This is a genomic window from Sphingomonas sp., assembly GCF_050725575.1.
Taxonomy (GTDB): Bacteria; Pseudomonadota; Alphaproteobacteria; order Sphingomonadales; family Sphingomonadaceae; genus Sphingomonas.
This window is the reverse complement of record NZ_JBOHHW010000017.1, coordinates 48,111-60,603: the sequence shown is the minus strand read 5'-3', so window position 1 is coordinate 60,603 and position 12,493 is coordinate 48,111. Positions and strand designations below refer to the sequence as shown.

The following is a 12,493-nucleotide window of genomic DNA, read 5'->3' as shown; positions in this document are numbered from 1 at the left end:
GGTGCGGCGGATCAGCGCGGTTTGCGGAACTTGAAGACGAACTGATCGGTCTTGCCGCGGATCGCGGGATCGAAGACCTTCGCCACATGGTCATCGGCCGGATTGGCCAGCACGTCGGAGCTGCCCTCATAAGTGAAGCCCGCCGCCACAACCTGCTGCTTGACCACCGCCGGGTCGATGCGGTGCTTGGTTTCGGTCCCGGTCAGGCCGCTGCCCGCCACATCGGCATGGTCGCTCACGATATAGATGCCACCGGGTTTGAGCGCCTTGAACACCGCCGCGTTGAACGCGTTCAGGCCCGCTTCGCCCGCGCCATTATTGGGGATGTCGTGATAATTCTGCACGGTCCAGAACAGGTCGACCGGCTGATCGACGGTTGGCAGCGACGCGGTCTGCACTTCGGCGGTGACATTGGCGAGGTTGCGCGCGCGCAGTGCCGGCAAGGGCTTTTCGGCATATTTCGCGGCGGCCGCCGGCCACAGCGCGAAAACATGGCCCTTCGGCCCGACCACGCCAGTGAAGATGCGCGTCCAATAGCCCGATCCGGGCAGGAAATCGACCACCCGGTCGCCCGCCTTTACGCCGGAAAAGGCCAGTATCTCGGCCGCCTTGCGCCGCGCATCGTCGCTCGCCTGGTCGGCGCGGGCGGGATCGGCGAGCGCCTTGGCGATCTGCGCCTCGGCCCCTGCCTTGTGCGCCTGAGTGGCGGGTTTCTTGGCGTTGGCCGGCACGCTGCCGGATGTCGTGATCAACAGCGCGGCCAGGGCCGCACCAGCAAGTTTCGCTGCCGTCATCATCTCTCTCCCGCGCCTGCCGCCAGCCTGCCGTGGTGGCAGGGTCCCGCGCGGCATTCGTTACGCAGAATGATAATCGCTTGCCCGGTGGCGTCCATCGGAAACCATGAACGGCCACCGCCAAGGCATGAACGTCCCGGCCGATGACGGCGATGCGTTATTCCGGCTTGTGGCAGACGAACTCGATCAGGCGATCGTCGGGGTCGCGCAGATAGCCGGCATAGTAATTCGGGTGGATATGCGGCGCGAGCGCGGGCGCACGGTCGAGCCTGTGTCCGGCCGCGCGGCCAACCTCATAGATGCGATCGACCATTGCGCGATCGGGGGCGGCAAAGGCGAAATGTACCGCCTCCGACGGCTCACCCTCGCCAATGAAGAAGTCGAGCGTCGTGCCATCGCCGAATCCCTTGGCCGGGCCATCGACCCGCAAGCTATAGCCAAGCGGCGCCAGCGCATCGGTGTAGAAACGCAGGCATTGGTCGAGCTGGCGCGTCTTGAGTTCGAGATGATCGATCATGGTCTGATCCTTGCGGCTGACTGAAAAAGCGGCTGACTGAAAAGCGGCTGGTTGAAAAAGGGAGTGGGTCAGGCGGGGTCGATATTGCCGCCGCACAGCGGCACCGCGATGCGCTGTCCGCGCCAGCGCGCCGGATCGGCGATCACCGCCGCGAGCCCGGCGGCACCGGCGGGCTCGACCGTCAGGCCGAGATGCCGGTCGAGCAGCGCCATGGCGTGGCGGATCGCATCATCATCGACCAACAGCACATCGTCGACCACTGACCGCACGCTGGTCACGGCATAGGGAATCGGTACGCGCACCGCGATGCCGTCGGCGATGGTGTCGACACCGGTTCTGGCCGCCCCCGACCGGTCGAGCACCGCATCGGCCATTGCCGGCGCGCCGGTCGCGGCCACGGCGACCATCCGAGTCCGCGGGGCCGCGTGTTTCAGCCAGGTGCCGACGCCGGCGGCGAGCGCACCATTGCCAAGCGGCACGATCATCGCGTCGAATTCCGCCGTCGCCTGGGTCAGCTCCAGTGCGAGCGTACCCGCACCCTCGGCGATCCAGCGCTCGGCCCCGTCCTCGACATAGCGACCGCCGTCATGTCTTGCGCTGTCCCGCGCGGCGTCCTTTGCCGCATCGAAATCGTCGCCGACCAGCCGGACCTCGGCGCCGAGCCGGCGCATCGCCTCGACCTTGGCGACCACCGCATTGGTGGCGGCATAGACGGTCAGCGCGAGGCCGTGACGGCGCGCGGCCCAGGCAAGCCCCTGACCGAAATTCCCCGCTGACCCGCATATCAGGCCCGCCGGCTGTTCGTCGTGCACCAGCCCGGCGACGAAATTGCCGGTACCGCGTCCCTTGAACGATCGGATTGGATTGGCGGTCTCGTCCTTCAGGATCAGCGTCGCGCCCAGCGCGGCATCAAGCGACACGGAGTGCCGGAGCGGGGTATCGAGAAAGACCGGGTCGATCCGGGCGAGCGCGGATCGAATGCCGGCGGGGGTAGGGTTGTCCATGGCGTGAAGATAGCGCGGTGTTGCGCCGGAATTCGGCGAAAGAGATGCCGGATTCGCGCGAAAATCGCGCAATCCGGTGCTATGCTGCCGATATGACGCGCTCTGCCCGAATTGACGGCTTCGACCGCAAATTGCTCGCCATCGTCCAGCATGATGCCGATACGCCGACCGAAATCCTGGCCGAACGAGTCGGGCTGTCGGCGTCGGCGGTATTGCGCCGCCTGAAGCGACTAAAGGCCGACGGCGTCATCCTGGCCAATGTCGCGACAGTCGATCCACTGCGCGTCGGCAAGCCGGTTTTCTTCGTCGTGGCGCTTGAGGTCGAACGCGAGCGGCCCGAGCTGCTCGGGCGGCTGCGGCAGTGGCTGAACGCCGACGCGCATGTCCAGGAGGTCTTCTACGTCACCGGCAGCGCCGACTTCATCCTGATCGTCGCCGCGCCCGATGTGGAGGCCTATGACGCGCTGATGAGCCGGCTGATCGCCGACAATCCCAATGTCCGCCGCTTCACCACCAATGTCGCGCTCGGCGTGGGCAAGCGCAGCCTGGCCGTGCCGATCCAGGTCTGGAATCAGGCGATTTGAGAGCGCCTCTTCTGTCATCCCGGCTCCATTAATCACCGGGAGCGTTTGCACGCAGAGCCGACCGACCGCATCCTCGTCCGGGCCGGGCTTCAACAAGCTCGGCCCGGACGGAAGGGCGTGATTCAGTGGAGCCGGACTGGCCTCAGACGTCGAGATTGGCGACGCTGAGCGCATTCTCCTGGATGAATTCGCGGCGCGGCTCGACCACATCGCCCATCAGGCGGGTGAAGATCTCGTCCGCGACATCGGCCTGGTCGACCTCGACGCGGAGCATCGAGCGGACCTGCGGATCGAGCGTCGTTTCCCACAATTGATCGGCGTTCATCTCGCCCAGCCCTTTGTAGCGCTGGATCGACAGGCCCTTGCGGCCCGCCGCGAGGATCGCGTCGAACAGCTGGCTCGGCCGGGCGACCATCGTCTCGCCCTTGGCCAGTGTGACCGGTACGTCGTCGTCCTCGTCCGTCTCGCTCGCGGCTTCGGCCTCGGCAGCCGCCGCGGCCGAGGCCTTGGTCGATACCAGCTTGGCGGTCTGCTCGTAGGACTCAGCCTGCTCGACCGCCAGCGTATGGAGCTTGCGCGCTTCGGCCGAGCCGATGAAGGCCGCCTCAATGATGTGATGGTCGGTCACGCCGCGCCAGATGCGCTCGAAATGAATCCCGCCATCCTCGGTCAGGCGTACCGACCAGCGTGCTTCCGGATCGGCAGCGTTGAGCCCCGCCGTCACCACGGTCACGGTGGCGAGCCGGTCGGCACGCGCGGCGTTCGGGTCGAACGCGCCGCCCATCGCCAGCGCCTCGACCATCGTCGCGTCGTAGCGCCGTGGCACATAACGCATCAGCGTGCGCATGCGCCGCGCATGATCGACCAGGCTGCGCAAGTCCGCGCCGGAGCGAGTCCCGCCTGCCGCGCCGTCGAGCATCGTCCCGGCAACGCCATTCTCGATCAGATAATCGTCGAGCGCATTGTCGTCCTTGAGATAGACTTCGCTGCGCCCGCGCGTCGCCTTATAGAGCGGCGGCTGGGCGATATAGAGATAGCCGCCGGTGATGATCTCCGGCATCTGACGATAGAAGAAGGTCAGCAGCAGCGTGCGGATATGCGCGCCGTCCACGTCTGCGTCGGTCATGATGACGATCTTGTGGTAGCGCAGCTTCTCGATCTTGAAATCGTCCCGGCCGATGCCGGTGCCCATCGCCTGGATCAGCGTGCCGATTTCGCGGCTCGACAGCATCCGGTCGAAGCGCGCGCGCTCGACGTTGAGGATCTTGCCGCGCAACGGCAGGATCGCCTGGAAATGGCGGTCGCGGCCCTGTTTCGCGGAGCCGCCTGCCGAGTCACCCTCGACCAGGAACAGTTCTGACTTGGCCGGATCGCGCTCCTGGCAATCGGCGAGCTTGCCGGGCAATGACGCGATGTCCATCACGCCCTTGCGTCGGGTCAGTTCGCGCGCCTTCTTGGCGGCTTCGCGTGCTGCCGCGGCGTCGATGATCTTGGCGACGATCGCCTTGCCATGCGCCGGATTTTCCTCGAGCCATTCGGCCAGCTTGTCGGCCATCAGGCTTTCGAGCGGCTGGCGCACTTCGGACGAGACGAGCTTGTCCTTGGTCTGGCTGCTGAACTTCGGGTCGGGCAGCTTGACCGAGACGATCGCGGTCAGGCCTTCGCGCATATCATCGCCGGTCAGCGTGACCTTCTCCTTTTTCAGGAGGCCCGATTTCTCGGCGTAATTGTTCAGCGTGCGCGTCATCGCCGCGCGGAACGCAGCCATGTGCGTGCCGCCGTCGCGCTGCGGGATGTTGTTGGTGAAGGCGAGGACGTTCTCGTAATAGCTATCGTTCCACTCCAGCGCGACGTCGATCGTGACATCGTCGCGCGTGCCGGAAATGGCGACTGGATCGGGCATCAGCGGGATTTTGTTGCGGTCGAGATACTTCACGAACGCGGCGATCCCGCCTTCGTAATAAAGCTCGACCGTCTTCAATTCCTCGTGCCGCGCATCGTTGAGGTACAGCCGCACGCCGGAATTGAGGAAGGCGAGTTCGCGATAGCGATGTTCGAGCTTCTCGAAATCGAATTCAGTGATCTTGAAGGTGGCGGGCGAGGGGAAGAAGGTGACCTTGGTGCCCTTCTTGCCGTTGGCGGAGCCGACCACCTTCAGCGGTGCGACCGCATCGCCAAAGGCGAAGCGCATATAATGCTCTTCATTGTCGCGCCAGATCGTCAGGTCGAGCCATTCGCTCAGCGCATTGACCACCGACACGCCGACGCCGTGCAGGCCGCCGGATACCTTGTACGCATTGTCGTCGGATGTGTTCTCGAACTTGCCGCCGGCATGGAGCTGAGTCATGATGACCTCGGCCGCCGATACGCCTTCCTCGGTGTGGATACCGGTCGGAATGCCGCGGCCATTATCCTCGACCGACACCGATCCGTCGGGGTTGAGCGTGATGTCGATCCGGTCGCAATGACCGGCCAGCGCCTCGTCGATCGCATTGTCGCTGACCTCGAACACCATATGGTGGAGGCCGGAACCGTCATCGGTATCGCCGATATACATACCGGGGCGTTTGCGCACCGCGTCGAGGCCCTTCAGGACCTTGATCGAGTCAGCGCCATAGTCGTTCTTGTTGGGGTCTTCTGCCATACCGAGTATATAGGGATTCACTCTCGGAAACGGAAGCGAAATGGGCGTCAGCCAACGGGTTGTGACAGTCCCAGCGATCCGGGCGCGAGCTTTGCCATCGGGAAGGCGCATTCCAGCAAAATCGTTGCGGCAATTGCCGGGTCGAGTGAGTCCCGTACAGTTTCCTGCCCTTCTTGTGCGGCAAGTGCCGCAAGCAAGGGCCATTCACGCAGCTCATCACAATAGCGGATCATGATGGCGCGGGCGGTTGGCCAGACGGCGCGCGCCGCGTCGATCGGCAACAGGGCCGGACGATGCCCTTCGGGCAACCGCGGTATGCCAAAATCGGCGCCCCCGACGGTCGCGGCGACATGCTGCATCGCATTCGCGGCATCCGGGAAATGCGTCACGCCGAGCGCTTGCGCCTTGCCTGCGATAAGCGGCCAAACCGCGTAATGGTCCTCGGCCAGCAAATGATTGACCGGATCGCCAAACCAATATGTACGGCCATCCGCGCCTTCAACGACCATGATACCGACTTGCGGGGGTGTCAGGCCCTTTAGCGCCAATTGTTCAGCGATCGCGGCCGGACAGGCGAAACCGGAAATCGCCCCCAGCACGCAGAGCAGTGTTTCGGCATGGACGCCCCTGTCGTCGTGCACTGCGGCCATGCACTGCCCGAACAGTTCCTTGGCGCCGATTTTGACGCCGATAAGAGGATCATCGGCCTTTTGAGCGGAAATTGCGCCTGCCATGGCAAGGCGCTTCATCTCTTCGATGTCATGTTCGGACGGGGGGGAGGGGGGTGGCGGTGGTGCAGCCTTTTTGCGCCAGAACATGAAATGGCCTCGCTTTCAGACGCGCCATTTATCCGGCAATGTCTTGCCGGACAATCGCCCGGATCGCCTTTCGAACGGGCTCGCCTTTCAAATCGCTTATGCCCCGGCACGTCAGGTTCAGCGGGCGACACCGCCCGGCCCTTGCGGCGCCGAACAACGTGGTGCGGCGGCTCGATCGAGAGTGTCCCGCCCAAGCCGCCGATCCGTTTACTCGGTCTTGCCCGTTTACTCAGTCTTGGTTGTAACCGTCGTCGTCGTCTTTTCGGCGGCACCCGAGCGTTTTACGACGCGGCGCACCGGCTTGCGCACGGTAACTTTCTTGCGTGCCACCGTGGTAGGCGCGGCACTCTTGACCGTCTCGGTGGTGATCGTCGTCGTGGTCGGCGCGGGCACCGGCGATGCGATCACGATCGGGGCGGGCGGTGGTGTTGCGCGCGCGGCGGCGGCATCCGCAGCGGCGGCATTGGCATCCTGTTGCGCGGCCTGGGCGCGGGCATTGGCCGCCGCGGCTTCCTGCTGCGCATCGGCTGCCGCGGCGCGCTCGGCATTCACGGTTTCGTTGCGATTGCGCTCGGAAAGGCCAATCGCGGTATCGGCAAGCTCGGAGGCGCGGTTGGCCTCGGCGATCGCCTGATCCTTGCGTTTCGCGGCGAGATCTTCCTCGGCGCTGCGCAGCGCGGCCTGGGCCTGGGCCTGCAGCCGGGGCACCTCGCCGGACGCGCCGAGCTTGTTCGCCGCATCGACCTTCGCCTTGGCGGCGGCAATCGCCTCATGGGCACGATCGGTCTTGCCGCGCGCCAAAGCGGGCGTGGCCGATGAAAGCAGCAGAGCCGAAGCGCATAGTGCGCGTGTCATCATTGAATAGTTACGCATAACTCTTCTCCTGAAATTCGAATGCGGCGACCTAACGAACTCCCAAGTGCGGAAGTTCCGTGGCTTTATTGCCTGCAGTCTACTGTGGTACCGGTCGTCGCCAATGGACGACCGGTACTCTATTGATTTCAATTGATATTACTGAATCGATCGGCGCGCTGGCCAAGCAATGTCACTTCCACCCGGCGATTCTGGCGCATGCCGGCCGGGGTGGCATTGGTCGCGACCGGATCGGCCTCGCCATGCCCGACGACCGAGAAGCGCGCGCGGGTCACGCCCATGTCGTCGAACGCGGCACGCACGCTGTCGGCGCGGCGTTCCGACAACGCCTGGTTGTGCGCATCGGTGCCACGCGAATCGGTATAGCCGTCGATCGCGACGCGCACCCCGCGTTCCGAGCGGAGATAATCGGCCAGCGGGCGCAATGTGTCGATCGCGCCCGGGCGCAGCTCCGCGCTGTCGGTCCTGAACAGCACGTCTTCCTGCAGGCGCAAGGTCGCGCCGCGCGCGGTCTGGCGGAAGCCGTACCCGCGCATCGCGCCGCGATCCCAATGGCCACCGCGCTCTTCGATCACCACCACATGATCGCGGCGATCCCAGTCAAAGCGGTCGCGGCGCGGGCCGGCGACGCCGGCAAAAGCGCGGTTGGCGGCTTGCGCCTCGCGCGGATTGATCCGGCCGTCGCGGTTGAAGTCGAAATTGCGCATCACGAACGCGCGGCCGCGATTGGTCGCGCGCAATTCAGGATAGAGGATCGGCACGCCGGCGCCGATCAGGCGGTATTCGCGGTCGCCATGACGGCCGCCGCCCCAGTCCCAGCGATCCTGGGCAAAGGCCGGCGTGGCGCCGGCGAGCAGTGCGATCGCCGCGGCGGCGATACCGATTATCGGCTTGTTCGATCTGGTCATCATTCGTCTCCTGGCCCCCGCCGATGCGGCTCAGGTGACAGGAAGCGCTTGAACGGCGCGTGAGTTGCATTGAAAGCCTGGGTTCAGCGGCCGCCGCCGCCCAGCGTCATGCGGAACGCGTCGGGGCCGAGTGCTGCGAACAAGGCATCCTCGGTCCCAGTCATCCACACCTGTCCCTTGCCGGTGAGGCGCTCGAACAAGGCGGCGCGGCGGACCGGATCGAGATGCGCCGCGACCTCGTCGAGCAACAGGATCGGTGCGAGGCCGGTGCGCGCGGCGACGAGGTCGGCATGAGCGAGGATCAGGCCGAGCAGCAGCGCCTTTTGCTCGCCGGTCGAACAGAGCGCGGCCGCCTGCCCCTTGCCGAGATGGGTGACGGCAAGGTCGGTGCGGTGCGGGCCGGCGAGCGCGCGCGCGGCGGCAGCATCGCGTGCGCGGCCACGGGCGAGGTCGGCAGCAAGCGTGTCGCCGGCCCCGGTCCAGCCCTCCAGCGCCAAGCCGGCACGCGCAAACGGGCCTTCGGGCTGATCGGCCAGCGTGATGGCAAGCAAGGCGACGGTATCGCGCCGTGCCAGATCGATCGCCGCGCCATGCTCGGCCATCTGGGCTTCGAGCGCGGTCAGCCAATCGGGATCGGGGGGAGTCTCTTCGGCGAGCAGCCGATTGCGCGCGCGCATTGCCGCTTCATAGCGATTGCTGTGCACCGCATGGCCCGGGTTGAGCGCGAGCGTCAGCCGGTCGAGAAAGCGGCGGCGTTCGCTTGCCGGTTCGACGAACAATCGATCCATCGCCGGGGTCAGCCACAGGATCGCGAGCCATTCGGACAGCGCAGTCGCAGCGGCGGGGGCGCCCTGAACACGCACGATGCGGCGTTCGGGCGCCGAGGACTGAGTGCCGGTCGCGATCTGGATGTCGCCATCGCCGGACGAGCGGAGATCGGCCGCCACGCCGAAACCGCCCGGTCCGCCTTGCCGTGCCATCTCCCCCAGCGGTGCGCGGCGCAGCCCGCGGCCCGGCGCGAGTAGCGACACCGCCTCAAGCACATTGGTCTTGCCCGCGCCATTTTCGCCGGTCAGCACGACGAAGCCCGGGCCCGGCGCGATCGCGGTATCGGCGTGGTTGCGAAAATCGGTAAGGACGAGGCGGGCAAGCATGGTCGTTGAAAGCCTTAGCGCGAAACGCAATCATGGGTTGCGATTTTCGCAACTGGCCGGATGGAACGAAAGCCTGCCTCAATCGCTCCGGCGGCATCGCGCGGGAATCGCGATCTGTCCTCCCTGAAACAGCCGGAGATTTTCATGCGCCTGCCGCTTATCCCGCCCGCCGACCTGACCGATGCCCAGAAGCCGCTCTACGAAGATATGAAAGCGGGAATCGCCTCCAACTTCAACGACTTCAAGACCGTGGACGCACATGGCGCGCTGATCGGTCCGTGGAATCCGTGGCTGCACGAACCCGTGATCGGCAAGGCGGTGTGGGATCTGACCAAGGCGATGTCGATGCAGGCGACCCTGCCCGACAGCGCGCGGCAGGTTGCGATCCTGGTCACCGGCGCGCATTTCGATGCCGCGTACGAGATTTATGCGCATATCGCCGTCGCCGAGCGTGAGAAGATGCCAGCGAAGCGGCTCTCGGAACTGTGCGCGAATATCAAGCCGGTCGATCTGAGCGACGAGGAAAGCGTCGCCTATGACGTCGCCTTTGCGCTGGTCAATGGCGGGGTGCTGCCCGAGCCCTGCTATCGGCTTGCCGTCGATACCTTCGGCCAGCACGGCGCCAATGAGCTGATCTACCTCGTTGGCCTTTATGCGCTGGTATCGATGACGCTCAACGGCTTCAATGTACCGGTGCCCGAGCGCGATTGATCAGAAGTTTGTCCGGGAAGTCGTGAGAGGGCGACTTCCCGGACAATTATTCAGGCGGCGATCCGCTCCGGCTCGGCGACCGGTTTGTCGGCCTTGGGTGCGCTGAGATAGGAAGCCAGTTCGGCGCCCAGTTCGCGCTGCGCGTGCAGATAGGCGGTCGGCGTGACGATGTTGAGCCGGGCCCGCGCCGCATCGATCGGCTCGTGCAACAGCGTCAGATAATCCTCACCGGAAATCCACTTCGCCTTGCGACCGTTGCGATATCCTTCCCACACGGCTCTGGCGAACAGCGTGTTGCCGGTGACCTTGAGGCTCTTGAGCGCGGCTGCACCGCCAATGAACGCCCAGCCGAGTCCGCCGACCTGGGCATAGGAAAAGGCCACCAGAGCCGCTTCGCCCAGGCTTTCGTCGGCCTTATATCCGGTCAGTACGTGCCAGATGTCGTGCGTGTCGCGCACCCGCCGCCCGAACCAGGCATAGGGATGCGGCATGTCTTCTTCGCGATTGATCTTGCTGATCTCGGCAAGGCCGTCCGCCGAATAGCCAGTGGTCTCGAGGAAATGGCGATAGGCGGCACCAACCGTGCCGGGTGCGAAGCTCGCCACGAATGCCTTGTCGGTGAAGCGCTGCGCCAGTTCGATCCGCTCATAGGCCATCCGCCCACCCTCTTCGGTGGCGATGAAGCGTGCATAATTCATCGGTGCATTGCCGACGTTCAGCGCGCGCATGATGCGGAAAACCTGCGTCGTGTCGTCGCCATTGGCGAGCAGCTTGCGGATTGCGTCGAATGCGGTCCGCCAGTCGCGGCGGCCGCTGGTACCGGGGAAGGGAGGAAGCGTTGCCATTGTCTCGATCCTTACTGACAGTTGTGTTAGTAGCGATCGGCAACTGACTTGTCAATGCCCCGGGATGCGCTGGTAAATGACGCGCTTGCTGGGACCGACCTGCCATTCGGCGACCGAGCGATAGTCGCGGGCGAGATCGACCTGCATCTCGTCCCAGCCGGGCGTGTAGGTCTTGCTTTGCGGCGAGGTGCGCGAAACCACATAGGTCGGATGATTGGCCATGATGCGCCGCATCTCGGTCAGCGCATCGACTCCGACCGCACCGACCTCGCGCTTGTTGTTGAGATGGTCGGGAAACGGCCAGCGAGTCGGCAGGCAGCTGTTGGTCATCATGTAGAGGATCGGGTCGCCGTCATAGATATAAAGGCAATCCTTTAGCAGCGGTTTCAGCATCGCGGCCATTTCACGCACTTCGGGCCCGGTGCCACGTTCCTTGCGGAACCGCGCCGAGGTGGTGGCTGTAACGATGCTGGTCGCGATGATCAGGAAGACCGCCGTGGTCATCAGCCGCGACTTGCCGCGAATGATCAGCGCCACACCGGACTTGGGATCGCCCATCAATGGGGCGGCGGCGACTGCCAGCGGGACGTAGAGCGGCAGCGCATAATGATCGAAATAGCTGCCGAATATCAGGACCGCGCCCAGCGCGGCCAGCGCCCAGCCGGCGATGATTCGGCGCGCAAGGCTCTTGGCCGGCGTCTCGTCGGGATCGCGCGCGCGGGCCCCGGCTATGCCGTACCAGGCGGCGACCGACAATGGGATCAGGCGGATGACGATCGCCGCCAGCCGGCCGAGCACGACATCCACCGGTTCGGCACGCCGATCGAAGATCGAGGTGAAATTGGCGTAGACAAAAGCATCGCCTTGTCCGGCAGCGGCGAAATACCACCAGGCCGCGCCGGTCGAGGCAAGGCCGAGTATCGTCCAGCCGAGCGCCAGCGCCAGCACTGCCGCCGGGCTATGGCCGCATTTCCAGGCGCGCCACAACAGGACCAGGCCGAGAAAGACGCCTTCGAACAACACGGTATATTTGATCTGGATCGCCAGGCCCATCAGCAGCATCGCCGCCGATCCGAGCAGCACGGCGCGGCGGTCGAAACGCGGGCGCTCGACCGCCGCCAGCATGGCCCAGACCGAGACCGCCACGAACAGATTATAGAAGACCGGCGATTGTCCGCCATCGCCGCCCGAGATGCCGAGCGACGTCAAATAGACGATCCCGGCGGCGGTGGCGCCGCGCGGATTGGCGATGCGGCGGGCAATGGCGCGGATGACGACGGCGGTGGCAACGACGAAACCGGTCGCGGCGAGCTGATACTGGATGACGCCTTCGCCGCCCAGCGCCCGGATCGCGGCAAAGATCAGGAACAGGCCGACCGGCTTGCGATCCCAGATATCGCGATACGGCATCGCGCCGTGCCACATGCGGTCGCCGACGAAGAGGTAGAATTGATCGTCGACATGAATGACCGGATTGCCGAACTGCACGGCCCGGGCCAGGAGGGCAACGAACAGGCACAACCATGCCGCGCCGAGCGGCGTCGAAAGTCGGTCGAGCAACGATGCACGCCAGGTGAGGGCGGCGCTATCGTTCATCAACGCGGCAGGCATAAGGCAACCCAGTCATTCTGCTGGGCATTG

At 65.0% G+C, this 12,493-nt stretch carries 12 protein-coding genes; 2 read left to right on the top strand and 10 right to left on the bottom strand.

From position 1 onward, the window contains the following. Positions 1-11: 11 nt before the first annotated feature. The 3 genes from ACRECS_RS13415 to ACRECS_RS13405 all read right to left on the bottom strand — a co-directional run bounded on the left by ACRECS_RS13415 (position 12) and on the right by ACRECS_RS13405 (position 2,315). Positions 12-794, bottom strand: a complete 783-nt coding sequence (locus ACRECS_RS13415) for a class I SAM-dependent methyltransferase (protein ID WP_431583468.1) — start codon at positions 792-794, stop codon at positions 12-14. Between the two features lie 157 nt (positions 795-951). Continuing rightward, entirely contained in the window at positions 952-1,311 is a 360-nt protein-coding gene (locus ACRECS_RS13410) for a VOC family protein (protein ID WP_431583467.1), read from the bottom strand. Between the two features lie 68 nt (positions 1,312-1,379). Continuing rightward, positions 1,380-2,315 carry a threonine ammonia-lyase gene (locus ACRECS_RS13405; protein ID WP_431583466.1) on the bottom strand — a complete coding sequence of 312 codons (936 nt, stop codon included), beginning with the start codon at positions 2,313-2,315 and terminating at the stop codon, positions 1,380-1,382. Between the two features lie 92 nt (positions 2,316-2,407). Here ACRECS_RS13405 and ACRECS_RS13400 point away from each other — a divergent pair, with 92 nt between their 5' ends. Further along, on the top strand, positions 2,408-2,899 hold the full coding sequence (locus ACRECS_RS13400) for an Lrp/AsnC family transcriptional regulator (protein ID WP_431583465.1): 492 nt from the start codon (positions 2,408-2,410) through the stop codon (positions 2,897-2,899). A 142-nt stretch (positions 2,900-3,041) separates the two neighbouring features. On the opposite strand, the gene gyrB is transcribed toward ACRECS_RS13400, so the two are convergent. The 5 genes from gyrB to recF form a co-directional block, all read right to left on the bottom strand. Continuing rightward, positions 3,042-5,543, bottom strand: coding sequence for a DNA topoisomerase (ATP-hydrolyzing) subunit B (gene gyrB / locus ACRECS_RS13395; protein ID WP_431583464.1), 2,502 nt, complete (start codon positions 5,541-5,543; stop codon positions 3,042-3,044). A 47-nt stretch (positions 5,544-5,590) separates the two neighbouring features. After that, the gene (locus ACRECS_RS13390; protein ID WP_431583463.1) at positions 5,591-6,292 is read right to left on the bottom strand and encodes a hypothetical protein; all 702 of its coding nucleotides are present in this window, start codon (positions 6,290-6,292) and stop codon (positions 5,591-5,593) included. 294 nt (positions 6,293-6,586) lie between these two features. Further along, a complete protein-coding gene (locus ACRECS_RS13385) occupies positions 6,587-7,234 on the bottom strand; it encodes a hypothetical protein (RefSeq protein WP_431583462.1) in 648 nt (215 codons plus the stop codon). Between the two features lie 128 nt (positions 7,235-7,362). Beyond that, positions 7,363-8,142, bottom strand: a complete 780-nt coding sequence (locus tag ACRECS_RS13380; RefSeq protein WP_431583461.1) for an OmpA family protein — start codon at positions 8,140-8,142, stop codon at positions 7,363-7,365. 83 nt (positions 8,143-8,225) lie between these two features. Continuing rightward, positions 8,226-9,296, bottom strand: coding sequence for a DNA replication/repair protein RecF (recF, locus tag ACRECS_RS13375; RefSeq protein ID WP_431583460.1), 1,071 nt, complete (start codon positions 9,294-9,296; stop codon positions 8,226-8,228). Between the two features lie 144 nt (positions 9,297-9,440). On the opposite strand from recF, the gene ACRECS_RS13370 reads away from it, so the two are divergent. Continuing rightward, the gene (locus ACRECS_RS13370) at positions 9,441-10,007 is read left to right on the top strand and encodes a carboxymuconolactone decarboxylase family protein (protein WP_431583459.1); all 567 of its coding nucleotides are present in this window, start codon (positions 9,441-9,443) and stop codon (positions 10,005-10,007) included. A gap of 50 nt (positions 10,008-10,057) precedes the next feature. On the opposite strand, the gene ACRECS_RS13365 is transcribed toward ACRECS_RS13370, so the two are convergent. Continuing rightward, entirely contained in the window at positions 10,058-10,852 is a 795-nt protein-coding gene (locus tag ACRECS_RS13365; RefSeq protein WP_431583458.1) for a Coq4 family protein, read from the bottom strand. A gap of 51 nt (positions 10,853-10,903) precedes the next feature. Next, complete coding sequence (locus ACRECS_RS13360; RefSeq protein WP_431583457.1) at positions 10,904-12,463, bottom strand: ArnT family glycosyltransferase; 1,560 nt, start codon at positions 12,461-12,463, stop codon at positions 10,904-10,906. Positions 12,464-12,493 lie beyond the last annotated feature (30 nt).

Excerpts from the sequence above, each read along its gene's own strand:
- ACRECS_RS13415 (WP_431583468.1), bottom strand. The coding sequence starts at position 794 with ATGACGGCAGCGAAACTTGCTGGTGCGGCCCTGGCCGCGCTGTTGATC.
- ACRECS_RS13410 (WP_431583467.1), bottom strand. The coding sequence starts at position 1,311 with ATGATCGATCATCTCGAACTCAAGACGCGCCAGCTCGACCAATGCCTG.
- ACRECS_RS13405 (WP_431583466.1), bottom strand. The coding sequence starts at position 2,315 with ATGGACAACCCTACCCCCGCCGGCATTCGATCCGCGCTCGCCCGGATC.
- ACRECS_RS13400 (WP_431583465.1), top strand. The coding sequence starts at position 2,408 with ATGACGCGCTCTGCCCGAATTGACGGCTTCGACCGCAAATTGCTCGCC.
- gyrB (WP_431583464.1), bottom strand. The coding sequence starts at position 5,543 with ATGGCAGAAGACCCCAACAAGAACGACTATGGCGCTGACTCGATCAAG.
- ACRECS_RS13390 (WP_431583463.1), bottom strand. The coding sequence starts at position 6,292 with ATGAAGCGCCTTGCCATGGCAGGCGCAATTTCCGCTCAAAAGGCCGAT.
- ACRECS_RS13385 (WP_431583462.1), bottom strand. The coding sequence starts at position 7,234 with ATGCGTAACTATTCAATGATGACACGCGCACTATGCGCTTCGGCTCTG.
- ACRECS_RS13380 (WP_431583461.1), bottom strand. The coding sequence starts at position 8,142 with ATGACCAGATCGAACAAGCCGATAATCGGTATCGCCGCCGCGGCGATC.
- recF (WP_431583460.1), bottom strand. The coding sequence starts at position 9,296 with ATGCTTGCCCGCCTCGTCCTTACCGATTTTCGCAACCACGCCGATACC.
- ACRECS_RS13370 (WP_431583459.1), top strand. The coding sequence starts at position 9,441 with ATGCGCCTGCCGCTTATCCCGCCCGCCGACCTGACCGATGCCCAGAAG.
- ACRECS_RS13365 (WP_431583458.1), bottom strand. The coding sequence starts at position 10,852 with ATGGCAACGCTTCCTCCCTTCCCCGGTACCAGCGGCCGCCGCGACTGG.
- ACRECS_RS13360 (WP_431583457.1), bottom strand. The coding sequence starts at position 12,463 with ATGCCTGCCGCGTTGATGAACGATAGCGCCGCCCTCACCTGGCGTGCA.